This window comes from Sphingomonas jinjuensis, assembly GCF_014197105.1.
GTDB classification, from domain to species: domain Bacteria; phylum Pseudomonadota; class Alphaproteobacteria; order Sphingomonadales; family Sphingomonadaceae; genus Sphingomonas; species Sphingomonas jinjuensis.
Window position 1 is genome coordinate 385,677 of record NZ_JACIEV010000001.1, and the last position, 24,436, is coordinate 410,112.

Here is a 24,436-nt window from a genome sequence, read left to right on the forward strand (position 1 = left end):
GGGCGATCGCCGCCGGTTTATCCAGTCGCGCGGCCCCAGCCGGCAAAGCCGCGGTCCTCGTCGACGTCGATCTCGCGCACCCCGCGCTTTTGCCGCGCCCGCTCGACCAGCCCGCGCAGGCCCTCGCGCCGGTCGCGCGCCATCGGCACGTCGCGCAGCACGAAGCGGGCGTTGCCGGTGGTCGGATCGGTCGAGGTCAGCGTGATCGTACCGATATCGACCAGCTGATTGAGCAGCGAATAGTCGAGCCGGACGTCCTTGATCCGATACAGCTCGATCTCGTCGATCGACTTGATGAACAGCCCGCGCTTCACGATCAGCCGCTGGTCGGTCACCTCGTACACCGAGGCCATGTTCGCCAGCCAGCGATAGCCCAGGATCACCAGCCCGACGCCGACCGCGCACAGCAGCAAGGTGCCCCAGCCGGCAAGCGTCCCGAACAGCCAGCGGCCAGTCGAGGATTTGAAGCTATCGATCCCGCGTTCCATGGGCAGCGACGGTATCCGCTGGCCTGCGTGTGTCAACGCCGTCGTACACCCGAGGCGGCGAGCGCGGCGTCGATCTCGGCGACCAGCTGATCCAGCCCGTCCTGATCGTCGGCCTCGGCGCGCGCGGTCAGCATGTCCTCGGTATTCGACGCGCGCAGCAGCCACCATCCGGCCGGCGTGGTCACCCGCACGCCGTCGGTCGTATCGACGGTCGCGCCCGCCTGCTCCAGCCGCGCGCGCACCTCGTCGATCACCGCCCAGCGCCGGCCCTCTGGCACCGCGAACCGCAGCTCGGGCGTGGCCACCGCGATGGGCATCGCATCGACCAGTTCCGCCAGCGTCCTGCCCGCCAGATGCACCGCGCCGATCAGCCGCACCGCGGCATAGAGCGCGTCGTCGAACCCGTACCAGTCGTGCCCGAAGAAGATATGCCCCGACGCCTCGCCCGCGAGCGGCGCGCCCAGTTCCTTCATCTTCACCTTCAGGTTGCTGTGCCCGGTCTTCCACATCACCGGCTCGCCGCCCAGCTCGGCGATCCGCTCGAACAGCCGTGCGCTCGACTTGACGTCGGCGATGATCGGCGCGCCCGGCAGCGCGCGCAGCACCGGATCGGCCAGGATCGCGAGCAGCTGGTCGCCCCACACCACCCGCCCGTGCGCGTCGACCGCGCCGATCCGGTCGCCGTCGCCATCGAAAGCGACACCGAAATCGAGCGTTCTTTCCGCCACCAGCGCCTTCAGCGCGGCTAGGTTCGCCTCCTTGGTCGGATCGGGGTGATGATGCGGGAATTCGCCGTCCACATCGGTGAACAGCAGATGATGCTCACCCGGCAGCAGCTTCACGAGCTGCTCGATCGCCGGGCCCGCGGCGCCGTTGCCGGCGTCCCACCCGATGCGAAAGGCGCCGCCCTGCCCGCCGGCGACCAGCCTTGCGACATAATCGCCCAGCACGTCGACGTCGGCGACGCTGCCCGCGCCTTCGCTCCAGTCGCCCGCCGCGGCCAGCTCGGCGAGCTGCTTCACGTCCTCGCCGTAAAACGGCGCGCGCATCAGCATCATCTTGAAGCCATTGTCGTCGCGGGGATTATGGCTGCCGGTTACCTGCACGCCACCATCCACCTCTAGCGTGGCCTCGGCCCAATACAGCATCGGCGACGGCCCGATGCCGATCCGCACGACGTCGACGCCGCCCTCGGTCAGCCCGCGTACCAGCGCCGCCTCGAGCATCGGCGACGTCAGCCGCCCGTCGCGCCCCACGGCGACCCGAATACCCCCCGCCCGCCGCACCCGCGTCGCGAAGCTGCGTCCGACCGCATAGGCGTCGTCCTCGCCCAGCGTCCGGCCGACGGTGCCGCGGATGTCGTATTCGCGCAGGATGGCGGGGTTGAGAATATGGGTCACCGACACTCCAAAGCATCCGTCACCCCGAACTTTTTTCAGGGTCTTTCGCGATCATCGCCCATGACGGCTTGGGGCAGGAGGATCAGCTATCGAGACGCGCCAGCAACAAATCCCGCGCCGCATTGATCCGCCGCGCCGCCTCCGCCGATCCGCCGCGATCGGGATGGACCTCCACCGCCAGCCGCCGGTGCGCGGCACGGATCGTCGCCGCATCGGCATCGCGGCCGACGCCCAGCAGCGCGCACGCCTCCGCCACCGGGCCCGGTCGCTTGGCCTTGGGCGCCGGGCGCCAGTAGCGCCACACCAGCCAGATCAGTCCTAGCGCGACGATCCATTTGATCATGCGGCGAACAGCGGCAGCGCGGGTTCAGGCAATTGCAGCGCCGCAACCATCTCGCGCAGCTCCTGCCGGGCGGCGACATGGCCCAGCCCCATCGCGCCGAACGCCTTGCTATCGATCATCGTCAGCCCGGCGGGGAACATCTCGCGATAGATCACGCGCTCGCCCAGCCCCGGGATGATGCGAAAGCCGACGCGCTTTGCCAGCTGCGCCAGCGCGTCGGACACGCGGCGCATGTTGCGCGCCTCGATGTGCTGCAGTCGGTTGCGCAGCACCACCCAGTCGATCTGCGTCCCATCGGCCCGCGCCCGCTGCTTGCGCGCGTCCCAGATCAGCTCCGAATAGAAGCTCGGCCGCGTCACCGAGAAATTCTCGGGATCGACCTGGCCGATCAGATCGAAGTCGACGAAGCTGTCGTTCATCGGCGTCACCAGCGTGTTCGACAGCGCCGCCGCGGTGCGCGCGAAATGGTCGTCGCGACCGGGCGTGTCGACGATCAGATAGTCCGCCTGGCTGGCGAGCTCGTGCCATTTCGTCTCGAACACATCCTCGTTAGTGCCGTCGTGCGTCATATGGACGGGCATCGGCAGATCCTGGCCGGTGCGCCGGATCGTCGCCTCGCGATTGTCGAGGTAGCGGCCCATCGTGCGCTGGCGATGGTCGAGGTCGAAGCACGCCACACGCGCGCCCTTCGCCGCGAGCGCGATCGCGACATGGACCGCGGTGGTCGATTTTCCCGTTCCGCCCTTCTCGTTGGCGAAGACGATGACATGGGGCCCTGACGCCACGCTCTATTCCCTGTTGATCGCTAGCTCCCCCCTCCATAGAAGCCGCGCGCTCATTGTTCGAGGGGGTTCACGCAGTGCAGACGGTTCGAGAGCTTCACGGCTTGCGCGAGACGATCGCCGGCTGGCGCGCCGAGGGCCTCTCCATCGCGCTGGTGCCCACCATGGGCGCGTTGCACGCCGGGCATATGGCCTTGATCGAGGCTGCGAAAAGGCCGGGGACGAAGGTCGTCGCCTCGATCTTCGTCAATCCGATGCAGTTTGGCGCGGGCGAGGATCTGTCGCGCTATCCCCGCCGCGAAATGGCCGATGCGCGGATGCTGGCCGACGCGGGCTGCGATCTACTCTGGCTGCCGAGCGTCGAGACGATGTATCCGGACGGATTCGCGACGACGATCAGCGTTGGCGGGGTCAGCACGCCGCTCGAGGGCGCGTCGCGCCCCGGCCATTTCGACGGCGTCGCCACCGTCGTCGCCAAGCTCTTCGCCCAGGTTGCGCCCGACGCCGCCTATTTCGGTGAGAAGGACTTTCAGCAGCTCGCCGTCATCCGCCGCATGGCGATCGACCTCAATCTGCCCATCGAGGTGATCGGCGTCCCGACGCAGCGCGACGACGACGGCCTCGCCCTGTCGTCACGCAACATCTATCTCGATGAGGACGAACGCGTCCGCGCGGTGGCGCTGCCGCGCGCGCTGGGCATCGCCGTCCGCGCGATCGTCCGCGGTGAAGATACGGCACAGGTCCTGGCCGAGGCGGCGACGCAGCTGACCGCGGCGGGATTTCAGCTCGACTATATCACACTGGTCGACGCCGAGACGCTGGCCGCCGACGCCGCGCCCGACCGCCCTCGCCGCCTTCTGGCGGCCGCCCGCATGGGCCAGACCCGCCTCATCGACAACGTGCCGGTGGAGTGAACCTTAAGCCCCTCCCCTTCAGGGGAGGGCCTCAGCTTAAATCACTCCTCGATCATCGCATCGATCGCATCGGCCAGTTCGATATCCTTCGATGACAGCCCACCCGCATCGTGCGTCGTCAGCAATATCTCCACCCGGTTGTAGACATTGGTCCATTCCGGATGATGGTTCGCCTTTTCGGCGACTAGCGCGACCTGGGTCATGAAGCCGAATGCCTGAACGAAATCGTCGAACACCACCGTCCGGGTGATCGCATCGCGGCCTTCGTCGTAATCCCATTCGGGCAGGCCATCGAGCGCATCGGCCCGCTCCGCCTCGCTCAGCGCCTCGACCATCCTCGCCTCCTTGCCGTTGGTGTCGTTGCGGCGGTATGTCGGCAGCGATGACGCGGCAAGAGGCCATCGGCGTGGCGCCCGGCGCCGATGTGATCGAAGCGATCGCGCGCGCGACGATCGAACGGCTTCCCGCGGCATTCCGCGCGCATCTCGGCGACGTCGTGCTGTTCGTCGACGAGGTCGCCGACGACGAAACGCTGGCGGCGCTCGGGCTGGAGCATCCGCTCGACCTGACCGGCGTCTACAACGGCCGGCCCGTCGGCGAGAAATCGTCGATGGACTCGGCCGCCATGCCCGATCGCATCCACCTCTACCGCCAGGCGATCCTCGCCGAATGGTGCGAAACCGGCGTGCGGCTCGACGAACTCGTCGCCCATGTGACCATCCACGAGATCGGCCACCACTTCGGCCTCTCCGACGACGACATGCACGCGCTCGAGGACGAGGCCGGCGATTGAACCGCCTGGCGTTCGATCGCGTCGCCTGCGCTCGCCGCGGGCAGTTGCTCTTCGAAACCCTGTCGTTCGCGCTCGGCCCCGGCGACGCCGCACTCGTCACCGGACCGAACGGCGCCGGCAAGTCCAGCCTCGTCCGCATCGCCGCCGGGCTGCTCGCCCCGGCATCGGGCGCCGTCATCCGCGACGGTGGGCTGGCCCTGCTCGCCGAAGCGACGGCGCTCGATCACGACCGGACGCTTGCCGACGCGCTGCGTTTCTGGGCGACGCTCGACGGTGCCGCGCGTGAGGCGGTGCCCGCCGCCCTCGCCGCGCTCGACCTGACGCCGCTTGCCGCGGCACCGGTGCGCATCCTGTCCACCGGCCAGCGTCGCCGTGCCGCGATGGCGCGCGTAGTGGCGAGCGGCTCCCCGATCTGGCTGCTCGACGAGCCCGCCAACGGCCTCGACCAGCCCGCCGTCGATCGCCTCGCCGCGCTCATCGCCGAGCATCGCACGCGCGGCGGCATCGCGCTGGTCGCCACACATCTGCCCATCGCTCTGCCCGATGCGATCGAGGTCAGGCTGTGATCGCTGCCCTGGTATGGCGCGAGGCGCGTCGCGGCTATGCCGGCGGTGGGGCGACGCTGGTGATCGCCTTCTTCCTCCTCGTCGCGCTGCTCTTTCCTTTCGCGATCGGCCCCGAAGCGACGCTGCTCGCCCGGGTCGGCGGCGGCGTGATCTGGGCGGCGGCGCTGCTCGCCGCGCTGATGCCGGTCGAGCGGCTGGTCGGCCCCGACCTCGAGTCGGGCGTGCTCGACCAGTTGGCGATCCGCGGCACACCGATGGCGGTCGTCGCCGCTGCCAAGGCACTCGGCCACTGGCTCGCCTTCGCGCCGCCATTGATGCTCGCCGCGGTGATTGCCGCCGGCTTGCTCGACCTGTCGGCCGCGACGCTATGGCGGGTCGAGCTGGGACTGGCGCTCGGTACCCCCGGCCTCGCGGCGCTGGCGATCGCGACCGGCGCGCTCGTCGCTGGCTTGCGCGGGGCGGGCGCGGTGGCAGGGCTCGTCATGCTGCCGCTCGCCGTTCCGCTGCTGATCTTCGGCGCCGGCGCCATCGACGGCGGCTCGGGCGCACTCAAGCTGCTGGCGGCGGTGTCGCTGCTGCTGACCGCCGGCGCGCCCTTCGTCGCCGCTGCGGCGATGCGGGCAGGGATGGACTGAGTAATAATCCGTCATCCTGAGCTTGTCTCAGGATCTCCTTCCGCAACCGACTCACGACGAGATGCCGAAACAAGTCCGGCATGACGCCCCTCGGGACGCAGCCTCAGCTATTCGACCACCGCGCCCAGATCGCGGTCGGCAACACCAGCCCGCGCGCTTCCTCGCGCACGCCGAGCTCGCCCGCTTCCACCGTCCCCGGCAGGTCGGCGAACGCCTGGCGCAGCATCTCGCCGATCGCCAGCGCGCTCATCCGCACCGCATAGACCGTCAGGAACAGGAACCGCGAACGCTCGTCGAGCAACGCGCGACAGCTGGCGATCAGCCCGGGCAGGTTCTCCTCCAGCCGCCACACCTCGCCAGTCGGTCCGCGCCCATATTTCGGCGGGTCGAGAAGAATACCGTCATAGCGCCGCCCCCGCCGCCCTTCGCGCGCGGCGAACTTGGCCGCATCCTCGACGATCCAGCGCACCGGCGCGTCGCTCTGCCCCGACAGCGCCGCGTTGCCGCGCGCCGCCTCGACCGACTTCTTCGACGCGTCGACATGCACCATCCGCGCGCCCTCAGCGGCCAGCGCCAGCGTGCCGACCCCGGTATAGCCGAACAGGTTCATCACCTCGGGCGACTCGACGCCCGCCAGCTGCCCGCGCATCCAGCTCCACACCGGCGCCATGTCGGGGAAGAAGCCCAGGTGGCGGAACGGCGTCGTCTGCGCGGTGAAGCGCACCTCGTGCCACTTCAGCGGCCAGCCCTCGTGCGGCACCGGCTGGTCGTAGCGCCACTGGCCGCCGCCGTCCTCGTCGCTGCCCGGTACGAACTCACCCGATGCTCGCCAGTCGGGGGAAGCCGGCGCCCATAGCGCCTGCGGCTCAGGCCGGATGAATCGGAAGCGGCCATAGCGCTCCAGCTTGCGGCCATGCCCCGAATCGACCAGCCCATAGTCGGGCCAGGGCTCGCCGATCAGCGTGTCCAGCTTCATGCCTTGCAGGTCGCGCGCTCGGCGATCCAGCCGCTGACCGCCGCAAAGGTCGCGGGCAGCGTCACGAAGCGTTCCTCGCGGTCGAACAGGTCGCCGACGCGCGCGGGCAGCGTCGGCCGCGTCCCCGTCGCCCGCTCCACCGCATCGCGGAACTTGGCCGGATGCGCCGTCGCCAGCGTCACCATCGGCGCATCGACGCCCGCGCGCCGCGCCGCCGCCAGGCCGATCGCGGTGTGCGGATCGATCACCTCGCCTGCTTCCTCGCACGCCCAGCGCATCGCCATCGTCATCTCGTCGAGATCGACGCGGTCGCTGCTCAACAAGCCCGCCGCACCCTCGCGCTGCGCATTGGTCAGCCGCATTGCGCCGCTGTCGTCGAAGCCCGTCATCTGCGCCGCCAGCGCCGCACCGTCGCGCCCGCCAAGATCGAACAGCAGCCGCTCGAAGTTCGACGACACCTGGATGTCCATCGATGGCGTCGGCGTCTGGCGCACCCCGCCCTTCGAATAATCGCCCGCCGAGATCGCACGGTGGAGGATGTCGTTGACGTTGGTGGCGACGACGAGCCGCTCGATCGGCAGCCCCATCTTCGCTGCGACATAACCGGCGAAGACGTCGCCGAAATTGCCCGTGGGCACCGAGAAGGCGACGCTGCGGTCGGGCGCGCCCAGTCGCACCGCGGCGTAGAAATAATAGACCACCTGCGCCATCAGCCGGGCCCAGTTAATCGAGTTGACCGCCGACAGCCGGAAGCGGCCGGAAAAATCGCGATCGTTGAACATCGCTTTCACCAGCGCCTGCGCCTGGTCGAAATCGCCTTCGATCGCGATGTTATGGACGTTGGGTGCGAGCACCGTCGTCATCTGCCGCCGCTGAACGTCGGACACTCGCCCCGCCGGATGGAGCATGAAGATGTCGACTCCGGCACGGCCCGCCAGCGCGTCGATCGCCGCCGATCCGGTATCGCCGCTGGTCGCGCCGACCACCGTCAGCGGCGCATCGTCGCCGTCCAGGAACCGCTCGAAGAATAGGCCGAGCAGCTGGAGCGCAACGTCCTTGAACGCCAGCGTCGGACCATGGAACAGTTCAAGCAGCCATTGGTCGTGGTCGAGCTGGACCAGCGGCGTCACCGCGGCATGCGCGAAGCGACCATAGGCGGTGGTGCACAGCTCGGTCAGCTCGTCGCGGGTCAGCGCGTCGCCGACGAACGGCGTCATGACGGCGACCGCGGTATCGACGTAGGACAGTCCGGCGAGGCCTGCGATCTCGTCGCGGCTGAAGCTGGGCCAGCTTTCGGGCACGTAGAGACCGCCGTCGCGGGCCAGGCCGGTCAGCGTGACGTCACGAAAGCCGAGGCTGGGGGCGGAACCGCGGGTGCTGATATAGCGCATGGCGGGCTTGGGTAACGATGCTGCGCTGCGGGAGCAACCAAGGACGGCTTGCAGACCCCCAATCCTCCCCCGCCAGGGGGAGGATCGAAGAGGGAGTTACCCCCGCCGCCGCAGCGCCACCAGATAGATCACCACCGCGATCCCGGCGAAGATGAACCACTGCACCGCATAGGACAGGTGGTTGTTCGGCACCGACTCGGGATCGGGCGCGGCGTTCGCCGCCAGGCCGGCCACCGGCTCGCGCGCCACCAGCATCAGCCGCGTCGGCGTGTGGTCGAACAGCGATCCGATCAGCGAGCGCGAATCGGGGGCATGGCCGATCGTGCCGCTCACCACGCCGCCGGTCCAGCGCGTGCGGTATCCGGGGTCGCGCGTCGTCCCCAGCTGGACGATCGCACCCGGTCCCTCGGCGCCGGTGCGGCAGTCGACGATCAACCGATATCCCGCCGCCCCGGCCCCGGCCAGCCGCTGGTTCAGCGGCTCCAGGCACATCACCGACGACTGGCGGAACAGCAGCTGCTCGTCGGGGATGGTGGGAAAGGCGATCGCCGGCTTGGACGGATTGGCGCGCAGCTGCGCCAGGAACGCTTCCTTCTGCGGCAACCGGTCAAGCAGCTGCCACAGCCCCAGCGCGATCATCGCCGCGACCGCCAACCCCACCACCAACGTCGGCACCAGCGGCACGCGCTTCACGCTTCACTCCCCACAAAAGCGAAGGGGCGGCCGGCCGCTCGGCCAACCGCCCCCCGCAACAATGTCGGCCCGTGGATCAGCCCGCCTCGACCGGCGCGCCCCAGCCGCCCCACACATAGATGGTGACGAACAGGAACAGCCACACCACATCGACGAAGTGCCAGTACCAGGCCGCCGCCTCGAAGCCGAAGTGCTGCTTGGGCGTGAAGTCGCCCTTATAGGCGCGAATCAGGCAGACGATCAGGAAGATCGTGCCGATCAGGACGTGGAAGCCGTGGAAGCCCGTCGCCATGAAGAAGGCGGCGCCATAGTTCAGCCCCTTGAACGGGAACGGTGCATGCATGTACTCGAACGCCTGGATCGCGCTGAACAGCGCGCCGAGCAGCACCGTCAGCCACAGCCCCTTTAGCACGCCGTCGCGGTTGCCGACGCCCAGCAGGCCCCACAGCCCGGTCTTCTCGCCGCCGCGCTGGTTGTGGATCAGCGCATGGTGCGCCCAGGTCACCGTGGTGCCGCTGGTCAACAGGATCAGCGTGTTGAGCAGCGGGAACTTGAAGGGGTCGATGACCTCCAGCCCCTTGGGCGGCCACTGCGCCGCGATCGCCGCCGCGCCTTCCGATGCGCGCTCGACCTGGCCCTCGACCACCTGCATCGCGGTGGGGAACAGCGAGAAGTCGAAGAACGCCCAGAACCAGCCGACGAAGAACATCACTTCAGAGGCGATGAACAGGATCATGCCATAGCGGAAATGGAGCTGGACGACCGGGGTATGGTCGCCGGCATGCGCCTCGCGCACCACCTGCGCCCACCACGAATACATGGTGAACAGCACGCCGGCGAGACCGATGAAGAAAATCCAGCCGCCGCCGTTGGGCTTGTCGACATGGCCGCCATGCATCCACATGATCCCGCCCGCCGCCATCACCAGCGCCGAAAGCGAGCCGAACAGCGGCCAGATGCTGGGGGGCAGAATGTGGTAGTCGTGGTTCTTGGCGCCGGCCATTGGCACATCCCTGTCTATCGTTTGCCCAACCCCTAGCTCGCCTTTTTGGCAGAATCCACCGGATAGAAGGTGTAGGAGAGCGTGATCGTGTCGACGTCGCGCGCGTCGGGGTCGTCGAGGATCTTGGGGTCGACGTAGAAGATGACCGGCATCCGCTGAGTCTCGCCCGGCTTCAGCGTCTGCTGGGTGAAGCAGAAACACTGGATCTTCGTGAAATACTTGCCCGCCTGGGCCGGCGTGACGTTGAACGTCGCGGTGCCGGTGATCGGATGGTTCGCCTGGTTGCGCGCGGTGAAGAACACCATGTCGCGCGCGCCGATGTCGACCGTCTCGCGCGGGCTTTCGGGCTTGAACACCCAGGGCAGCTTGACGTTGACGTTGGCGTCGAAGTCGACGGTGATCCGGTGGTTCACCGCGCCCGGTGCGCGTTCGCCGCGCTGGGTCGTGCCGTTCAGGCCGGTCACCTGGCAGAACAGGCGGTAGAGCGGCACGCTGGCGAAGGCGAGCCCGGTCATGAAGCAGATGCCGATCACCGCGAGCATCGCGGTGCGCGTCTGGCGTGTCACTGCAGCGCCTCGCGGATCCGGGTCAGCGAGATCGCGAAGATCAGGATGACGAGCGCTGCCAGCAGCACCGCCATCACGATCGAGCGCTGGCGCTGGCGGCGGCGGATCAGGTCTTGGTCGTCTGGGGTCATGTCAGATACCGGTCGGCGACCAGCGCGCCGAATAGGAGGAACAGGTACAGGATCGAATATTTGAACAATCGCTTCTCGGGCCGCATCGCGTCGTCGGGCGCCTGGCGCCGAGTCGCGACCTGCGCGGCCATCGCGGCGAACAGCGCCGTCCCCGCGACCGATGTCACGCCATAGATCGCGCCGGTCAGCCCCAGCGGCCAGGGCGCGATCGCCGCGACCGCCATCGGCATGGTGTACAGCCCGATCTGCCGCCGCGTCACCCGCTCGCCGGCCACGACCGGCAGCATGGGTACGCCGGCATTGGCGTAATCGGTCTTCACGAACAGCGCGAGCGCCCAGAAATGCGGCGGCGTCCACAGGAAGACGAGCATGAATAACAGGAACGGCAGCAACGCCACCTGCCCCGTCGCCGCCGCCCAGCCGATCAGCGGTGGAAAGGCACCCGCCGCACCGCCGATGACGATGTTCTGCGGCGTGCGGCGCTTCAGCCAGACGGTGTAGATCAGCACGTAGAACAGGATCGAGACGAGCAGGATCGCCGCCGCGGCGACGTTGAGCGCGAGGCCCATCAGCAGCACCGAGAACGCCGCGAGGCCGACGCCGAAATGAAGCGCCGCCTGACGATCCATCCGCCCGTCGGGCAGCGGCCGCTTGGCGGTGCGGCGCATCACCGCGTCGATGTCCGCCTCGTACCACTGGTTCAGTGCGCCCGCCGCACCGGCGCCGAGCGCGATGCACAGGATCGCGGTGAAGCCGAGCACCGGGTGGATCGGCACGGGTGCCGCCAGCATCCCGCACAACCCGGTGAACACGACGAGCGTCATCACCCGTGGCTTGGTCAACGCCAGGAAATCGCGCCAATCGGCGGGTGGCAGCAGGGGGGTGGCAGGGGTCATCGTTCAGCCCCGCGCTATAGGCCGCGCGACAAGCGAAGGAAAGCGCGGCAATCCTTCCCCGCCGAGGAAGACTTGCCGTTCAGGCGCTCACCAGCCGCGCGAGATCGATCAGCGCGTGCGCCATGCCCAGCCGACGCGGGGTGGCGATGTAGCGGGGTTCCCATTCGGGCTGGAACTTCGCCTTGAACGCGCGCAGCCCGGCAAAGCCGTAGAGCCGCTCGCCATTCTCGAACAACGCCCGCCCCAGCTTCGCCCACAGCGGCGCCAGCCGCCCGCCGGTCAGCCCCGACAAGGGCGCCATGCCGAGGTCGAAGCGGGTATACCCCTGGTCGCGGCCCCATTCGAACAGCTTCACGAACATCATGTCCATCGTGCCATAGGGCGCATCGGGCAGATGCCGCATCAGGTCGCACGACAACTCTTCGCCGTCGGGCAGCGTCCACAGATTGGCGAAGGCGACGATTCGTCCGCCCGCCTCGCCACCCTGTCGCACCACTGCGCAGTCGAAGCGGGCCAGATAGTCAGGGTCGAACGGCCCCAGGCTGAACCGCTTCTCCGCCCCCGCTTTGTCGTCGAGCCAGGCGTCGGACACGGCACGCAGCTCGTCCATGATCCCCGGCACCTGCGCCGCTGGCACGACCGAGAAGGCGAGCCCCGCCTCCTCGCCCCGGCGCAGCGCATGGCGCAGGTTCTTCGCCTTCGGCCCGGCGAGCGTAAACCGCTCGAGCGGCACCTGCGCTTCCTCGCCATATTTGATCGCCTCCAGCCCCAGCTCGACGATCAGCGGCAGCATCGCCTGGCTCGCCTGGTAGAAGCACAGCCGCCCGCCCGCCGCATCGCACTGGCGCCGCACGTTCCACACGAGCTCGCTCCACGCCGCCTCGGGGCCGACCGGGTCGCCCATCACCACCCAGGTTCGCCCCTGCACCCGGTACATCAGGAAGGCGTCGCCGCTTGCCGACACGATGAAGCTCTTGTCGCCGGTGAAGGCGAGGTTGGCGTCGGTGCGCGTCGCCGCCGCCAGCGCGACGGTCGCCACCGCCGGGTCCAGCGTCTGCGCGGGCGGTGTCACGCCCCGCCCGGTCAGCAGATGCCACATCGCCACCGCGCCGAGCAGCACCGAGGCGCCGACGCTCGCGCGCAGGAATCGCGGCGCATTGGCGTGGAGCGCGAATTCCCACCACAGATCGTCGCTATAGGGCACGCGTTTGTACGCGAAGAAGCCGGCCCAGACGCTTAGCCCGATCGCGACCGCCGCCGCGCCCAGCCAGCGCCGGTCGAGCGGCCCCGAGCCCAGCCCACCGCGGCGATAGAAGCTTGGCTTGGCATATTGCAGCGCGCCGAGGATGACGACCTGCAACGCCGCCTCCTCGTAATCGAAGCCCTTGACCAGCGAGAAGAGTGCGCCGCCGATCAGCAGCACGCGCGCCGCCTCGAACCCGCTGCGCAGCCGCGCATTGAGCGCAGGCGCGACCAGCAGCAGCGCGGTGCCCACCAGGCTGCCCGCGAAATGCGAGCCCTCGATGAAGGGCAGCGGCACCAGGTCGTCGAGCGGGTTTAGCCGGCCCTTCACCCCCGGCAGCGCGCCCGAGACGAGCAGCACGAACCCGCCGAGGAACACGAGCGCCGTCACCGCGGTCGGCGCGACGAGCTGGCCGGCGCGGTCGGCGATCCCTAGTCCGCGCCCGATCGGATGGCGCAGTCGCCAGCCCTCACGCAGCGCGATGCCGACCCCGGCGGCGAGCAGCGGCAGCAGGTAGTAGATCAGTCGATAGAGCAGCAGCCCGGCGAACACCGCGGGGTGATCGCCCGGCACCAGCGCCAGCACGACCGTCTCGAACACGCCCAGCCCGCCCGGCACATGGGTGACGAGCGCCACGACGATGGCGACCGCATAGGCGATGAAGAAGGCGGGAAAGGCGGTCGGGCCGAGCCCCGGCATCAGCACGAACAGCGCCGCCGACGCCGCGATCATGTCGACCAGCGACACCGCCAGCAGCACCGCCTGCTGCCCCAGCGTCGGCACCGGCAGCCGCATGCCGCCGCTGCTGATCGCATGCCGGCCGGTCAGCCGCAGCAGCGGCAGGATCGCGACCACGGCGATCAGCGCGATGCCGATGCCGCGCGTCGAGCCGCCCTCGATGCGCCAGCCGGCGACATCGACCGGCGCCCCGCCCGCCGCCATGGCCAGGCCAGCGGTGGCGAGCACGCCAGCCCAGAAGGTGATGCCGGCGATCGCCGACACCTGCGCGACATCGCCCAGGTCGAGCCCCGCCGCGCTGTAGACGCGATAGCGCGCCGACCCGCCGGTCAGCAGCGACAGGCCCAGATTGTGGCTCAGCGTATAGCTGGTGAACGACCCCTCGGCGGCGATTCGCCAGGGCATCGGCCGCCCGATCGCGCGCAACGCGACGCTGTCATAGCCGGTCAACGCCAGATAGCTGACGACGGTCAGCCCCAGCGCCGCGGCGATGCGCGACGGCGGCACTGCGTGCAGCGCTAGGCGTACGTCCTTCAGATGGACCTCGCTCAATACCAGCCGCAGCGCCTCGAACGCCAGCAGCGCGACCACCGCGACGGCGGCGACGACCAGCCATCGGCGATGGCGCTCGGCCCACAGCAGGGCGCGCCGGAAGAACGGGACCGCGGGCGTCACGATGTCAGGCGACGCGGTGCCACACCTGCGTCTTGCACAGGAAGCCGCCGACCAGGCAGCCCGAGATGGCGAGCGTGTCGGGCGAGGTCAGCTTGATCCGCGACGAAAAACTACGCCCCATGTCGGGCACATAGACGCGGCCGGACCAGCTGCCATGCCCTTCCGGGCGATAGTCCTGCAGCAACTGGGTGCCGATCAGCTTGTCGACGCCGGCCTCTTTCGCATCGCTCAACGCGTCGTTGCTCGCCCATACGATCTCGCCGCACAGATTGCCCTGCGCGCAGGGCTTGGTTTCGACCGCGAGCGTGTTCTTCGGATTGGCCCATTTGCCGATCACCGGCAGCTCGGGCGCCTGCGCGGCGATCGACGGCCCGGCCATGACGACGGGCAGCAGGGCCGCGACCGCGGCCAGGCGAAGCAAACGCATGTCATTCATCCCTTTTTGACGAAGGCGTCGGGCACCGCGCTCTTGATGGCGCCGACGATGTACCCGATCAGCGCGGTGTGATCGTTGCCCAGGAAATGGCCGCCCGGCATTCGGATCACCGTCGCCTTGGCCAATCGCAATTTCGGACACAGGCTGTCGGTTTCCGCCGCGCCATAGATGCAGGTGACGGGCAGCCAGGTCAGCGTGTTGGCGGTGCTCTCCCCCAGGCTGTCGGGCGCGCTGTGATAGGCCAGGCTGGACGGATCGGCGCGGAAATAGACGGTCTCGCCCGGCACCACCAGGACGAGCCCCGCGATCCGCGGGCGCAGGTCGGGGGGTAGCGCGGCAAGGCCGGTCTGCAGGATATCGGCGCCATAGGACTGGCCGATGAGCACCAGCTTGTCGTCGGGATGCCGCGCCAGCGCCTGGCGAATCGCGGTGGCGACGATTCGCTCGACTTCCGCGCGGCTGCGTCCCGTCGAGAAATAGCTCGGCGAGTTGAACCCCGTCACCGGCACGCCCTCGCTCGCCAGCGCCGGCCAGATGTACGACCCGATGCCGAGGCGCAGTCCCATGTCGCCTGAAAAATACAGCGCCGCCACGGGCTTCGGCTGGCCGTCGGGATCGAAATAGTTGATCGGGTCGCGATCGAAATAGCCCGCCATGAACGCGACCAGCGCGGCGACGCCGGCCAACAGCACGACGATTCCCGCGACCCACGGCCAGCGGCGACGGCGACGGCGACGAATGGGTCCAAGGTCCATTGCCGCTTGCTACGCCCGCCGTCGTATCGACGCCATGGCACGTAGATGACAAGCACGTCACCGCGGCGGCAAAGCCGATCCTCCCCCGCCAGGGGGAGGTGGCGCCGCAGGCGACGGAGGGGGAGGACTCCCGACGTCCGCGGTCGCTTTCCGCCCCCTCCGTCAGGCTTCGCCTGCCACCTGCCCCTGGCGGGGAAGGATTGGATCGGACACCCGCCGGCCGCGACCGCTAGCGTACGGGCGCGCCGATCGACGAGAAGGGGGGGGATCATGCGCCCGGGACGTGCGTTTGTAGTGGTCATGGCCACCAATCCTCCTTCCGGCGCCGCCGCCGGTCCTTGCCGCCGCACTGTCATCGCCTCAGGAGTCGTCGGCATGACCGCCACCGCCTTGCCCGCCGCCGCGCTAGACGCGGCACAACCCATGCCCGGTGCGAAGCCGACGACGATGCCGGTGACGCTGAAGGTCAACGGCAAGTCCGGGACGCTCGATCTCGATACGCGCACGACGTTGCTCGACGCGCTGCGCGAGCATTGGAAGCTGACCGGCACCAAGAAGGGGTGCGACCATGGCCAGTGCGGAGCCTGCACCGTGCTGGTGAACGGCACGCGCATCAATTCCTGCCTCAGCCTCGCCGTCCAGCATCAGGGCGACGAGATCACGACGATTGAGGGGCTGGGCAGCCCCGACAAGCTGCACCCGATGCAGGCGGCTTTCGTGAAGCACGACGGCTATCAGTGCGGCTATTGCACGCCGGGCCAGATCTGCTCGGCGGTCGGCGTGCTCGACGAGATCAAGCGCGGCATTCCCAGCCATGCGCAAGCCGATGTCGCCGCCCGTCCCGCCGTCACCAACGACGAGATGCGCGAGCGGATGAGCGGCAACATCTGCCGCTGCGGCGCTTATTCCAACATCCTCGAAGCGATGACCGACGTCGCGGGAGCCAAGGCATGAAGGCCTTTACCTACGAACGCGCCAAAACTCCCGCCGAGGCGGCGGCGGCGGTCGCGAACAATCCGGGCGCGAAATTCCTGGCGGGCGGCACCAATCTGCTCGACCTGATGAAGCTCGAGATCGAGACGCCCAGCCATCTCGTCGACGTCCAGGACCTGAAGCTCGACCGCATCGAGGAAACGAGCGACGGCGGGCTTCGCATCGGCGCCTTCGTCAGCAACACCGACCTCGCCGCGCATGACCGGGTCCGCCGCGACTATGGTGCGCTGACCCGGGCGATCGTCGCCGGCGCCAGCGGTCAGCTGCGCAACAAGGCGTCGACCGCGGGCAACCTGCTCCAGCGCACGCGTTGCCCCTATTTCTACGACACCAACCAGCCGTGCAACAAGCGCAAGCCCGGCTCCGGTTGCGCCGCGATCGGCGGCTATTCGCGCCAGCTCGGCATCATCGGCACGTCGGACGCGTGCATCGCCACCTTCCCCGGCGACATGGCGGTGGCGATGCGCGTGCTCGACGCGACGGTCGAGACGGTGAAGCCCGACGGCCAGACCCGGCGTATTCCGATCGCCGACTTCCACCGGCTGTGGGGCAACACCCCGCATGTCGAGACCGCGCTGGAACGCGGCGAACTGATTACGGCGGTGACGCTGCCCAAGCCGATCGGCGGCACCCATATCTATCGCAAGGTCCGCGATCGCGCCTCCTATGCCTATGCCCTCGTCTCGGTCGCCGCGGTGATCCAGCCCGACGGCAGCGCACGGTTCGCGGTCGGCGGCATCGCGCCCAAGCCGTGGCGGATGGCGGAAGCCGAGGCGCTGGCGCCCAAGGGTGCGAAGGCGGTGGCGACGCGCCTGCTCGCCGGCGCGCGCCCGACATCCGACAACGCATTCAAGGTGCCGCTGGTCGAACGCACGATCGCGGCAGTGATGGCCGAGGGAGCCAAGGCATGAAGTTCGACACGCCCGCGGGCACCAATCCGATCGACCAGGGCAAGGTCGTCGGCCGTCCCACCCCGCGCATCGACGGTCCGCTCAAGACCAGCGGCCGCGCGCCCTATGCCTATGAGCGCCACGACGTCGCCGAGAACGCCGCCTATGGCGTGATCGTCCACGCCGGCATCGCCAAGGGCCGGCTCAACGCGCTTCACCTCGACGAGGCGAAGGCGGCGCCCGGCGTCGTCACCATCGTGACCGCCGACACCGCGGGCAAGCTCGGCAAGGGCAACATGAACACCGCCAAGCTGCTCGGCGGGCCGGAGATCGACCATTACCACCAGGCAATTGCGCTGGTCGTCGCCGAGACGTTCGAACAGGCTCGCGCCGCCGCCAATCTGGTGCGCGCCGACTATGCGCGCGGCCAGGGCAAGTACGACCTGGAGGCCGCGCTGCCCGGCGCGCCGCCCGTCCCCGATCCCAATGCCAACGACGGCAAGGGCCCCAAGATAGACAAGGTCGGCGATTTCGAGCGCTTCTTTGCCAGCGCACCGGTCAAGCTCGACCAGAAATACACCACGCCCGACCAGTCGCACGCAATGATGGAGCCGTTCGCGACCATCGCCGCGTGGAAGGGCGACGAGCTGACCGTCTGGACGTCGAACCAGATGATCAACTGGACCAAGGGCGATCTGGCGAAGACGCTGGGCCTCCCCAAGGAGAAGGTGCGCCTCGATTCGCCCTATGTCGGTGGCGGCTTCGGCGGAAAGCTGTTCCTGCGCGCCGACGCGGTGATGGCGGCGCTCGGCGCGCGTCAGGCGGGGCGCCCGGTCAAGGTGACGATCGCGCGGCCGATGATGGCGAACAACGCGACGCACCGTCCCGCGACGATCCAGCGCATCCGTATCGGCTGCGACAAGGACGGCACGATCACCGCGATCGCGCACGAGAGCGGCTCGGGCGACCTGCCCGGCGGCGGCCCCGAGACCGCGGTGTCGCAGACCAAGCTCCTCTACGCCGGTGCGCATCGCATGACCGCGATGAAGCTCGCCGTGCTCGACCTGCCCGAGGGCAATGCGATGCGCGCGCCCGGCGAGGCTCCGGGGCTGATGGCGCTCGAGATCGCGATGGACGAAATGGCGGAGAAGCTGGGGATGGATCCCGTGCAGTTCCGCATCAAGAACGACACGATGGTCGATCCCGAGAAGCCCGAGCGCAAATTCTCGCAGCGTCACCTCGTCCAGTGCCTCAACGACGGCGCGCAGCGGTTCGGCTGGTCGCGCCGCAACGCCAAGCCGGCGCAGGTACGTGACGGCCGCTGGCTGGTCGGCATGGGCGTCGCCTCGGGCTTTCGCAACAACATGAACCAGAAGTCGGCGGCGCGCGTCGGCATCGACAAGCAGGGCATGGTCACCGTCGCCACCGATATGACTGACATCGGCACCGGCACCTACACCATCGTCGCCCAGACCGCGGCGGAGATGATGGGCGTGCCGATCGATAGCGTGAACGTGCTGCTCGGCGATTCCAGCTTCCCCGTCTCGGCGGGCTCGGGCGGGCAATGGGGCGGCAACAGCTCGACCGCGGGCGTCTATGCCGCCTGCATGAAGCTGCGCGAGGCAGTGGCGCAGAAGCTTGGCTTCAACGCAACCGACGTCACCTTCGCGAACGGCAAGGTCACGAGCGGAAACCGCTCCGCCGATCTTAAGGACGCCGCCGGCCTCTCCGCCGAAGAGACGATGGAATATGGCGACCTCGCAAAGCAATATCAGCAGTCGACCTTCGCCGGGCATTTCGTCGAGGTCGGCGTCGACGCCTATACTGGCGAAATCCGCATCCGCCGCATGCTGGCGGTGTGCGATGCGGGCCGGATCATCAATCCCACCTCGGCGCGCAGCCAGGTGATTGGGGCGATGACGATGGGCGTCGGCGCGGCGCTGATGGAGGAGTTGGCGGTCGACAAGCGCTTCGGTTTCTTCGTCAACCACGACCTCGCCACCTACGAAGTCCCGGTCCACGCCGACATCCCGCACCAGGAGGTCGTGTTCCTCGACTATCCCGACGACACCACGTCGCCGATGAAGGCGAAGGGCGTCGGCGAGCTTGGCCTATGCGGCGTCGGCGCGGCGATCGCCAACGCGATCTACAACGCCACCGGCGTGCGCGTGCGCGACTATCCGATCACGCTGGAGAAGCATCTGGCGAAGCTGCCGATGGTGGCGTGACGGCCGGCCTTCAACCTTCCGTCATCCCGGCCTCGAGCCGGGATCCATCCGTCCGCAGGCGACTCGATAGACACTCGGGTCAGTTGCGCGTGGCACCGCTGGATCCCGGCGCGAGGCCGGAATGACGGGGCAGGCCTACTGCGCCGCCATGTTCGAACTCGCTGCTCCGGTCGCGTACGTCGCCACCGCCGCCGCGACGCCCTGGATCAGCTGCTGCCGCTCGCGGATCGGCCTGCGGGTGTCGCCGATCATCACCGCGATCGCATAGCGCCGGCCATCAGGCGCGGTCAGCAGACCGACGTCGTTGAACCCGGCGTTGCGTCCGCCCAGGTCCTGCCCGGTCCCGGTCTTGTGCGCGATCTGCCACCCGCCGGGCAGCGCCGCGCGCAGCCGAGCACGCCCCGTCACCGACATGCCCATCGTGTCGAGCAGCACCCGCGTCGACGTCTCGCTCAACAGCTCGCCCCGCGCCAGCCGCGCAATCGCGTCGGCGATCGCCAGCGGCTCGGCGCCATCGGGCGGGTTCGCGACATAGGCGTCGAGCGCCGCCGAGCGCGCCTCGGGGCTCAGCCGCGAGCGCGCATTCTCGAAACCGCCGGCGGTCGCGTAGCTCTGCTGCCACGTCAGCCCCGCCGTCCCCGCCTGCAACAGCCGCTCGCCCGGGCCGAACCGGATGCCGCCGAGCTGCTTGCGCTCGATCATCGATCGCACCGCCGCCGGGCCGCCGACATAGGTCAGCAACCGATCGTTGGCGGTATTGTCGCTATGCGTCAGCGCGCGTGTCAGCAGGTCGCCGACCGTCGTCTGATAGCCTTCCGCGCCCTTCACCAGATAGGCGATCGGCTGGTGGAACAGCGTCAGGTCTTCCTGATGCACCGTGATCGGATCGTCGAGCCGCGCCTTGCCCTGATCGCGCAGGTCGAGCAGCGTCAATGCCACCCACAGCTTCGACACCGACTGTTGCGGCAACTTCGTGCGCGCGCCCGCCGACGTTACCGTCCAGCCTTCGTCGACCGCGCGCACCGCGATGCCGAACTTGCCCTGGAACCCGGCGGCGAGGCGATCGACCGTCTGCACCAGGGCAGCGGGCGCGGCGCGCACCGGGCGGGGAACGACGCTGGGAATCGGGATCGACACCACCGGCGTCGGCGCAGCCTGCGGCGCATCCGCGGTGGCGCTCGGTCGCGAGGTCGAACCGCACGATCCAAGCATCGCCGCCATGCCGGCCAACAGAAGGAACCGGGCCGTCGCCCTCTTCCCGATCATAAGCAATACCCGCCCCGCGTTGAGCCCATCATCCTATGCACGGATTTCCCTAGGGGAACCGCGCGTTAGCCCAGCTGCGATGAACAGAGTCTGAGGTGCGGCGAGTTACGGAACAAGCACCGTGTCGACCGCCTCCGGCAGCGTTTCCGGCCAGTCGAGCGTGTAGTGGAGCCCACGCGATTCATGGCGGTGCAGCGCACTGCGCACGATCAGGTCGGCGGTCTGTACCAGGTTGCGCAGCTCGATCAGGTCGGGCGTCACCCGGAAATGGCCATAATAATCGCCGATCTCGTCGGTCAGCAGCTTGATCCGCGCCGCTGCGCGCTGCAGCCGCTTGGTCGTGCGGACGATGCCGACGTAGTTCCACATGAAGCGGCGGATCTCGGTCCAGTTCTGCTTGATGACGACCTCTTCGTCCGAATCGGTCACCCGGCTTTCGTCCCACGGCCGGATCGCCGGCACTGCGGGCAGCGCGTCCCACCCCGCCGCGATATAATTCGCCGCCGCCTCGCCGAAGACGAAGCATTCGAGCAGGCTGTTCGACGCCAGCCGGTTCGCGCCGTGCAGCCCGCTTTCCGTACACTCGCCCGCAGCGTAGAGACCGGGCAGGTCGGTACGTCCGTCGCGATCGATGACGATCCCGCCGCAGGTGTAATGCTGCGCGGGCACCACCGGGATCGGCGCTGCGGTCATGTCGATGCCGAGGCCCAGGAGCTTGTCGTAGATCGTCGGGAAATGCCCGCGCACGAAGTCGGCGGGCATATGACTGATGTCGAGGTGGACGTAGTCCAGGCCGTCGCGCTTGATCTCGGCGTCGATCGCGCGGGCGACGATATCGCGCGGCGCCAGTTCGGCGCGCTCGTCGTAATCGGGCATGAAGCGCTTGCCGGTCAGCGGGTTGAACAAGCGCCCGCCCTCGCCGCGCACCGCCTCGGTAATCAGGAAGTTCTTGACCTCGAGGTTGTAGAGGCAGGTCGGGTGGAACTGCATCATCTCCATGTTGGAGACGCGGGCGCCCGCGCGCCACGCCATCGCGATGCCGTCCCCCGTCGCGCCGCGCGGCGCGGTCGAGAACAGGTACGTCCGTCCCGCCCCGCCCGTCGCGAGGATCGTCGCGCGCGCGGTGAACAGGTTGACGCGCCCCGTCCGCCGATCGACCGCATAGACGCCCCAGACGTTGCCCGCACCCGAATAGCGTTCCTCATGCCGGCTCGTCGCCAGGTCGATCGCGACCTGATCGGGCACCAGCGTGATGTTGGGATGCGCCTCCGCCGCCTTCTGCAACGCCTCCTGCACCGCCCAGCCAGTGGCGTCGGCAACATGGACGATGCGGCGGTGCGAATGACCGCCCTCGCGCGTCAGGTGCAGCCCCTCGCCCTCGGTGGCGAAGGGTACGCCCAGCGCCTGGAGGCGCGCGATCGCGGCCGGCGCCCGCTCGACCACCATTTCGACGATCGCCCGGTCGTTGAGGCCCGCGCCGGCGACCATCGTGTCCTCGATATGGCTGGCGAAGGTATCGCCTTCCTCCAGCACCGCCGCGACGCCGCCCTGCGCCCAGGCGGTTGCCCCTTCGTTGAGCGCGCCCTTGGCAAGGACGGTGACGCGAAACCGGTCGGCGAGGTTCAGCGCCGCGGTCAGCCCCGCCGCGCCGGAACCGATGATGAGGACGTCGCTGCTGGCACTGGTCATGCCGTGCTGTGGCACAGCTGTGGCGTGAGACGAAGCCCCCCAATCGATCGATCCCGTTCGCCCTGAGGAGAGACTGAGCGTCAGCGAAGGCTCGTCTCGAAGGGCAGTTCCAGGGACATGTGCTTCGAGACGGCGCTTCGACTTCGCTCAGCGCCTCCTCAGCACGAACGGCTTTCGATGAGCGCGCTCACTTCCTAAGCGTTAAAAAATGACGACGCCGCCTACAACGCCCGCTTCATCGCCCAGCTGACGCTCGCGCCGCCGGCCGCAGCTTCGCCGCTGATCACCAGCTGCTGCGTCGAGACCGGCCGGCCGTCGCCGTCGATCCATAGCGATTCCTCGATCGCCGCCGCCCCGCCGCGGCAGCGGACCTGCCACAGCGCGCCGCCGCGCAGGCGCAGGATCGCGCCCATCCCGTCCGCCGTCGCCGAGGCCGACACGCCCGGCCCCAGGTGGAATCGGATCGCGAACGGCGTGTTCCCGCCGCGGCGTCGCCGCCCGCGCGGCAGAAGCGAATCCTCGCCGCGCAGCTCGCGCCCGTCGCTGGTCAGCACCAGCTGGCGGCGATGGACGAAGCCGAAGCGCTTGGCATAGCCGTCGTGGCTGCCCTCGATCCGGCTGGCATGTTCCGATTCCTGGCGCGACAGCTCGACCTCGGACACGCCGCGGCCCAGCGTGCCGTCGGGGCGGATCGCGGTCGAATTGGTATCGGCGAGCACCAGCGTCGAATGCGCCGCGGTCGACCGCAACGCCTGGCCAATCTCGGCGGGCAGCTGCGCGCTGAGCGCCTGTGCCCCGCCGCAATTGACCACCAGCCGCTGCGCACCATCGGCGAATTCGAACGCCAGCGTCGAGGCGCAGCCGCCCTCGACCACGCGCGCCACCGGCGGCGGTGCGGCATCGACCAGCAGCACGGCCGCGCCCGCCGCCAGCCGCTGATAGCCCCAGTCGCGCGCCTGGCGCAGCGGGCGCGTCCGCACCCCGCTCGCCTCGATCAGCGCCGCGACCTCGGCCGCGGTCGACGGCCCGCCGCCCTGCCAGCTCGACAGCGCGCCATCGCCCAGCGTCGCACCGAGTAGCGCCGACACCATCCGCTGCAGCATGTCGGCGACCGGCGGCGCCAGTTCGGCGCGGCGCGCGGCATAGCATTCGCGCAACATCGCCAGCAGCATGATCGCATCAGCCAGCAGCGCCGGGCAGCGCGATGCGACGCCGCCGTCGTCGAACGCCGCCCCCGCCAGCGCCCGGATCAGCCCCGCCTCGCCGAACGCCCGCCGCGGCTCGCCACCGGGGACCAGCAGCCCAGCCGCGACCACACCGCACCACGCCGCGACGCGGCGGTTGCCCGGCGGCGCCTTGTCGGCATAGCGATCCAAGTGCCGCGCGCCCCGCGCCAGCGTGTTGAGCACGCTCGACCGATAGACGAGGTCGGTCGACGACAGGATCAGCGGCGCATGCGCCGTCCAGAACAGGATCCGCCGCCCCACCAGATCGGGCGACCAGGCGAGGGCATCGACCTTGTCGGCATAGGCGCCGAGCCAGCGCGCCATCAGCGCCTCGGCGATCGGCGCCCCGGTAGCGCGCGTCGCCACCGTGGACAGGTCGCGCAGCCAGGCGAAGCTGTGGACATGTTCGGCGAAGGGGCGGCCCCAGTCGCGCCGCGCGAGATCGAGCGCGTCGATCGCATGAACCTCGTCGCGGAAGCTCAATCGCCCTTCGAGCAGCGCCTGCCCGCGCCGCGCATCGCCGATCATCGGATCGTCGGGCACCGCGATCAGCTTCAGCGGATAGCGCCCCTTCAGCCGCATCGTGTGCAGCGGCGTGCGCCACGTCAGCTTGTGAAGCCGTTCGGACAGACGCTCGGCCAGCGACAGGCCGCGGTCGCCGCCGATCTTGACCAGCCGTTTGCCCTCGTCGATCCCATCGGGCGTGGGATCGCGGCTCAT

General features: G+C 69.0%; 25 protein-coding genes. 7 read left to right on the top strand and 18 right to left on the bottom strand.

Features of this window, described 5'->3' with window-relative positions; genetic code table 11:
* Window positions 1-17: 17 nt before the first annotated feature.
* The 4 genes from GGQ80_RS01805 to GGQ80_RS01820 form a co-directional block, all read right to left on the bottom strand.
* On the bottom strand, window positions 18-488 hold the full coding sequence (locus GGQ80_RS01805) for a PH domain-containing protein (RefSeq protein WP_183982007.1): 471 nt from the start codon (window positions 486-488) through the stop codon (window positions 18-20).
* Window positions 489-520: 32 nt separating this feature from the next.
* Window positions 521-1,888 (bottom strand): phosphoglucomutase/phosphomannomutase PgmG, encoded by a 1,368-nt coding sequence (gene pgmG / locus GGQ80_RS01810; RefSeq protein WP_183982008.1) that lies wholly within the window; start codon window positions 1,886-1,888, stop codon window positions 521-523.
* Between the two features lie 82 nt (window positions 1,889-1,970).
* Window positions 1,971-2,231: a J domain-containing protein gene (locus GGQ80_RS01815; protein ID WP_183982009.1), complete on the bottom strand. Its 261-nt coding sequence runs from the start codon at window positions 2,229-2,231 to the stop codon at window positions 1,971-1,973.
* Window positions 2,228-3,016 carry a division plane positioning ATPase MipZ gene (locus GGQ80_RS01820; RefSeq protein WP_183982010.1) on the bottom strand — a complete coding sequence of 263 codons (789 nt, stop codon included), beginning with the start codon at window positions 3,014-3,016 and terminating at the stop codon, window positions 2,228-2,230. Before GGQ80_RS01820 ends, GGQ80_RS01815 begins: the two co-directional genes overlap by 4 nt.
* A gap of 74 nt (window positions 3,017-3,090) precedes the next feature.
* Between GGQ80_RS01820 and panC the strand changes: the two genes are divergently transcribed.
* Complete coding sequence (gene panC / locus GGQ80_RS01825) at window positions 3,091-3,927, top strand: pantoate--beta-alanine ligase (RefSeq protein ID WP_183982011.1); 837 nt, start codon at window positions 3,091-3,093, stop codon at window positions 3,925-3,927.
* 41 nt (window positions 3,928-3,968) lie between these two features.
* On the opposite strand, the gene GGQ80_RS01830 is transcribed toward panC, so the two are convergent.
* Window positions 3,969-4,262: a 4a-hydroxytetrahydrobiopterin dehydratase gene (locus tag GGQ80_RS01830; protein WP_183982012.1), complete on the bottom strand. Its 294-nt coding sequence runs from the start codon at window positions 4,260-4,262 to the stop codon at window positions 3,969-3,971.
* Window positions 4,263-4,309: 47 nt separating this feature from the next.
* Here GGQ80_RS01830 and GGQ80_RS01835 point away from each other — a divergent pair, with 47 nt between their 5' ends.
* Genes GGQ80_RS01835 through GGQ80_RS01845 form a run of 3 tightly spaced genes read left to right on the top strand, consistent with a single transcriptional unit; the run spans window position 4,310 to window position 5,921 of the window.
* A complete protein-coding gene (locus tag GGQ80_RS01835) occupies window positions 4,310-4,720 on the top strand; it encodes a metallopeptidase family protein (RefSeq protein ID WP_246346779.1) in 411 nt (136 codons plus the stop codon).
* Window positions 4,717-5,286: a heme ABC exporter ATP-binding protein CcmA gene (ccmA, locus tag GGQ80_RS01840; RefSeq protein WP_183982475.1), complete on the top strand. Its 570-nt coding sequence runs from the start codon at window positions 4,717-4,719 to the stop codon at window positions 5,284-5,286. Before GGQ80_RS01835 ends, ccmA begins: the two co-directional genes overlap by 4 nt.
* Window positions 5,286-5,921, top strand: coding sequence for a heme exporter protein CcmB (locus GGQ80_RS01845; protein WP_183982444.1), 636 nt, complete (start codon window positions 5,286-5,288; stop codon window positions 5,919-5,921). The genes ccmA and GGQ80_RS01845 overlap by 1 nt, the downstream gene beginning before the upstream one ends.
* A 103-nt stretch (window positions 5,922-6,024) precedes the next feature.
* Here GGQ80_RS01845 and GGQ80_RS01850 read toward each other — a convergent pair whose 3' ends face one another.
* The 10 genes from GGQ80_RS01850 to GGQ80_RS01890 all read right to left on the bottom strand — a co-directional run bounded on the left by GGQ80_RS01850 (window position 6,025) and on the right by GGQ80_RS01890 (window position 15,424).
* The gene (locus GGQ80_RS01850; protein ID WP_183982014.1) at window positions 6,025-6,897 is read right to left on the bottom strand and encodes a class I SAM-dependent methyltransferase; all 873 of its coding nucleotides are present in this window, start codon (window positions 6,895-6,897) and stop codon (window positions 6,025-6,027) included.
* Complete coding sequence (thrC, locus tag GGQ80_RS01855; protein WP_183982015.1) at window positions 6,894-8,288, bottom strand: threonine synthase; 1,395 nt, start codon at window positions 8,286-8,288, stop codon at window positions 6,894-6,896. The genes GGQ80_RS01850 and thrC overlap by 4 nt, the downstream gene beginning before the upstream one ends.
* A 96-nt stretch (window positions 8,289-8,384) precedes the next feature.
* Window positions 8,385-8,981, bottom strand: coding sequence for an SURF1 family cytochrome oxidase biogenesis protein (locus GGQ80_RS01860; RefSeq protein WP_183982016.1), 597 nt, complete (start codon window positions 8,979-8,981; stop codon window positions 8,385-8,387).
* A 76-nt stretch (window positions 8,982-9,057) separates the two neighbouring features.
* Entirely contained in the window at window positions 9,058-9,984 is a 927-nt protein-coding gene (locus GGQ80_RS01865; protein ID WP_183982017.1) for a cytochrome c oxidase subunit 3, read from the bottom strand.
* 32 nt (window positions 9,985-10,016) lie between these two features.
* Entirely contained in the window at window positions 10,017-10,550 is a 534-nt protein-coding gene (locus GGQ80_RS01870; protein ID WP_343050748.1) for a cytochrome c oxidase assembly protein, read from the bottom strand.
* Window positions 10,547-10,681: a hypothetical protein gene (locus tag GGQ80_RS18575; RefSeq protein ID WP_281375288.1), complete on the bottom strand. Its 135-nt coding sequence runs from the start codon at window positions 10,679-10,681 to the stop codon at window positions 10,547-10,549. Before GGQ80_RS18575 ends, GGQ80_RS01870 begins: the two co-directional genes overlap by 4 nt.
* Window positions 10,678-11,577 (bottom strand): heme o synthase, encoded by a 900-nt coding sequence (locus GGQ80_RS01875; protein ID WP_183982018.1) that lies wholly within the window; start codon window positions 11,575-11,577, stop codon window positions 10,678-10,680. Before GGQ80_RS01875 ends, GGQ80_RS18575 begins: the two co-directional genes overlap by 4 nt.
* A 79-nt stretch (window positions 11,578-11,656) precedes the next feature.
* Window positions 11,657-14,233, bottom strand: coding sequence for a bifunctional lysylphosphatidylglycerol flippase/synthetase MprF (gene mprF / locus GGQ80_RS01880; RefSeq protein ID WP_343050749.1), 2,577 nt, complete (start codon window positions 14,231-14,233; stop codon window positions 11,657-11,659).
* A 4-nt stretch (window positions 14,234-14,237) separates the two neighbouring features.
* Window positions 14,238-14,660 (bottom strand): DUF2147 domain-containing protein, encoded by a 423-nt coding sequence (locus tag GGQ80_RS01885; RefSeq protein WP_183982019.1) that lies wholly within the window; start codon window positions 14,658-14,660, stop codon window positions 14,238-14,240.
* Between the two features lie 5 nt (window positions 14,661-14,665).
* On the bottom strand, window positions 14,666-15,424 hold the full coding sequence (locus GGQ80_RS01890; protein ID WP_183982020.1) for an AcvB/VirJ family lysyl-phosphatidylglycerol hydrolase: 759 nt from the start codon (window positions 15,422-15,424) through the stop codon (window positions 14,666-14,668).
* 300 nt (window positions 15,425-15,724) lie between these two features.
* Here GGQ80_RS01890 and paoA point away from each other — a divergent pair, with 300 nt between their 5' ends.
* From paoA to paoC, 3 genes are read left to right on the top strand one after another with little or no spacing between them, the layout of a single operon-like run.
* Complete coding sequence (paoA, locus tag GGQ80_RS01895; protein ID WP_183982021.1) at window positions 15,725-16,378, top strand: aldehyde dehydrogenase iron-sulfur subunit PaoA; 654 nt, start codon at window positions 15,725-15,727, stop codon at window positions 16,376-16,378.
* Entirely contained in the window at window positions 16,375-17,328 is a 954-nt protein-coding gene (locus tag GGQ80_RS01900) for an FAD binding domain-containing protein (protein WP_183982022.1), read from the top strand. Before paoA ends, GGQ80_RS01900 begins: the two co-directional genes overlap by 4 nt.
* The gene (gene paoC, locus GGQ80_RS01905; RefSeq protein ID WP_183982023.1) at window positions 17,325-19,535 is read left to right on the top strand and encodes an aldehyde oxidoreductase molybdenum-binding subunit PaoC; all 2,211 of its coding nucleotides are present in this window, start codon (window positions 17,325-17,327) and stop codon (window positions 19,533-19,535) included. Before GGQ80_RS01900 ends, paoC begins: the two co-directional genes overlap by 4 nt.
* A gap of 135 nt (window positions 19,536-19,670) precedes the next feature.
* Here paoC and GGQ80_RS01910 read toward each other — a convergent pair whose 3' ends face one another.
* From GGQ80_RS01910 to GGQ80_RS01920, 3 genes are all read right to left on the bottom strand, one after another.
* The gene (locus tag GGQ80_RS01910; RefSeq protein WP_183982024.1) at window positions 19,671-20,756 is read right to left on the bottom strand and encodes a serine hydrolase; all 1,086 of its coding nucleotides are present in this window, start codon (window positions 20,754-20,756) and stop codon (window positions 19,671-19,673) included.
* Window positions 20,757-20,906: 150 nt separating this feature from the next.
* Window positions 20,907-22,490, bottom strand: coding sequence for an L-aspartate oxidase (gene nadB, locus GGQ80_RS01915; protein ID WP_183982025.1), 1,584 nt, complete (start codon window positions 22,488-22,490; stop codon window positions 20,907-20,909).
* 221 nt (window positions 22,491-22,711) lie between these two features.
* Window positions 22,712-24,436: a heparinase II/III family protein gene (locus GGQ80_RS01920; RefSeq protein ID WP_183982026.1), complete on the bottom strand. Its 1,725-nt coding sequence runs from the start codon at window positions 24,434-24,436 to the stop codon at window positions 22,712-22,714.

What these genes read in the sequence shown, in the direction of transcription:
- GGQ80_RS01805 (WP_183982007.1), bottom strand. Translation starts at nt 488, where the DNA reads ATGGAACGCGGGATCGATAGCTTCAAATCCTCGACTGGCCGCTGGCTG.
- GGQ80_RS01815 (WP_183982009.1), bottom strand. Translation starts at nt 2,231, where the DNA reads ATGATCAAATGGATCGTCGCGCTAGGACTGATCTGGCTGGTGTGGCGC.
- GGQ80_RS01830 (WP_183982012.1), bottom strand. Translation starts at nt 4,262, where the DNA reads ATGGTCGAGGCGCTGAGCGAGGCGGAGCGGGCCGATGCGCTCGATGGC.
- GGQ80_RS01835 (WP_246346779.1), top strand. Translation starts at nt 4,310, where the DNA reads ATGACGCGGCAAGAGGCCATCGGCGTGGCGCCCGGCGCCGATGTGATC.
- GGQ80_RS01850 (WP_183982014.1), bottom strand. Translation starts at nt 6,897, where the DNA reads ATGAAGCTGGACACGCTGATCGGCGAGCCCTGGCCCGACTATGGGCTG.
- thrC (WP_183982015.1), bottom strand. Translation starts at nt 8,288, where the DNA reads ATGCGCTATATCAGCACCCGCGGTTCCGCCCCCAGCCTCGGCTTTCGT.
- GGQ80_RS01865 (WP_183982017.1), bottom strand. Translation starts at nt 9,984, where the DNA reads ATGGCCGGCGCCAAGAACCACGACTACCACATTCTGCCCCCCAGCATC.
- GGQ80_RS18575 (WP_281375288.1), bottom strand. Translation starts at nt 10,681, where the DNA reads ATGACCCCAGACGACCAAGACCTGATCCGCCGCCGCCAGCGCCAGCGC.
- GGQ80_RS01875 (WP_183982018.1), bottom strand. Translation starts at nt 11,577, where the DNA reads ATGACCCCTGCCACCCCCCTGCTGCCACCCGCCGATTGGCGCGATTTC.
- GGQ80_RS01885 (WP_183982019.1), bottom strand. Translation starts at nt 14,660, where the DNA reads ATGCGTTTGCTTCGCCTGGCCGCGGTCGCGGCCCTGCTGCCCGTCGTC.
- GGQ80_RS01890 (WP_183982020.1), bottom strand. Translation starts at nt 15,424, where the DNA reads ATGGACCTTGGACCCATTCGTCGCCGTCGCCGTCGCCGCTGGCCGTGG.
- paoA (WP_183982021.1), top strand. Translation starts at nt 15,725, where the DNA reads ATGGCCACCAATCCTCCTTCCGGCGCCGCCGCCGGTCCTTGCCGCCGC.
- GGQ80_RS01900 (WP_183982022.1), top strand. Translation starts at nt 16,375, where the DNA reads ATGAAGGCCTTTACCTACGAACGCGCCAAAACTCCCGCCGAGGCGGCG.
- paoC (WP_183982023.1), top strand. Translation starts at nt 17,325, where the DNA reads ATGAAGTTCGACACGCCCGCGGGCACCAATCCGATCGACCAGGGCAAG.
- GGQ80_RS01910 (WP_183982024.1), bottom strand. Translation starts at nt 20,756, where the DNA reads ATGGCGGCGATGCTTGGATCGTGCGGTTCGACCTCGCGACCGAGCGCC.
- nadB (WP_183982025.1), bottom strand. Translation starts at nt 22,490, where the DNA reads ATGACCAGTGCCAGCAGCGACGTCCTCATCATCGGTTCCGGCGCGGCG.
- GGQ80_RS01920 (WP_183982026.1), bottom strand. Translation starts at nt 24,436, where the DNA reads ATGAGCCGCGATCCCACGCCCGATGGGATCGACGAGGGCAAACGGCTG.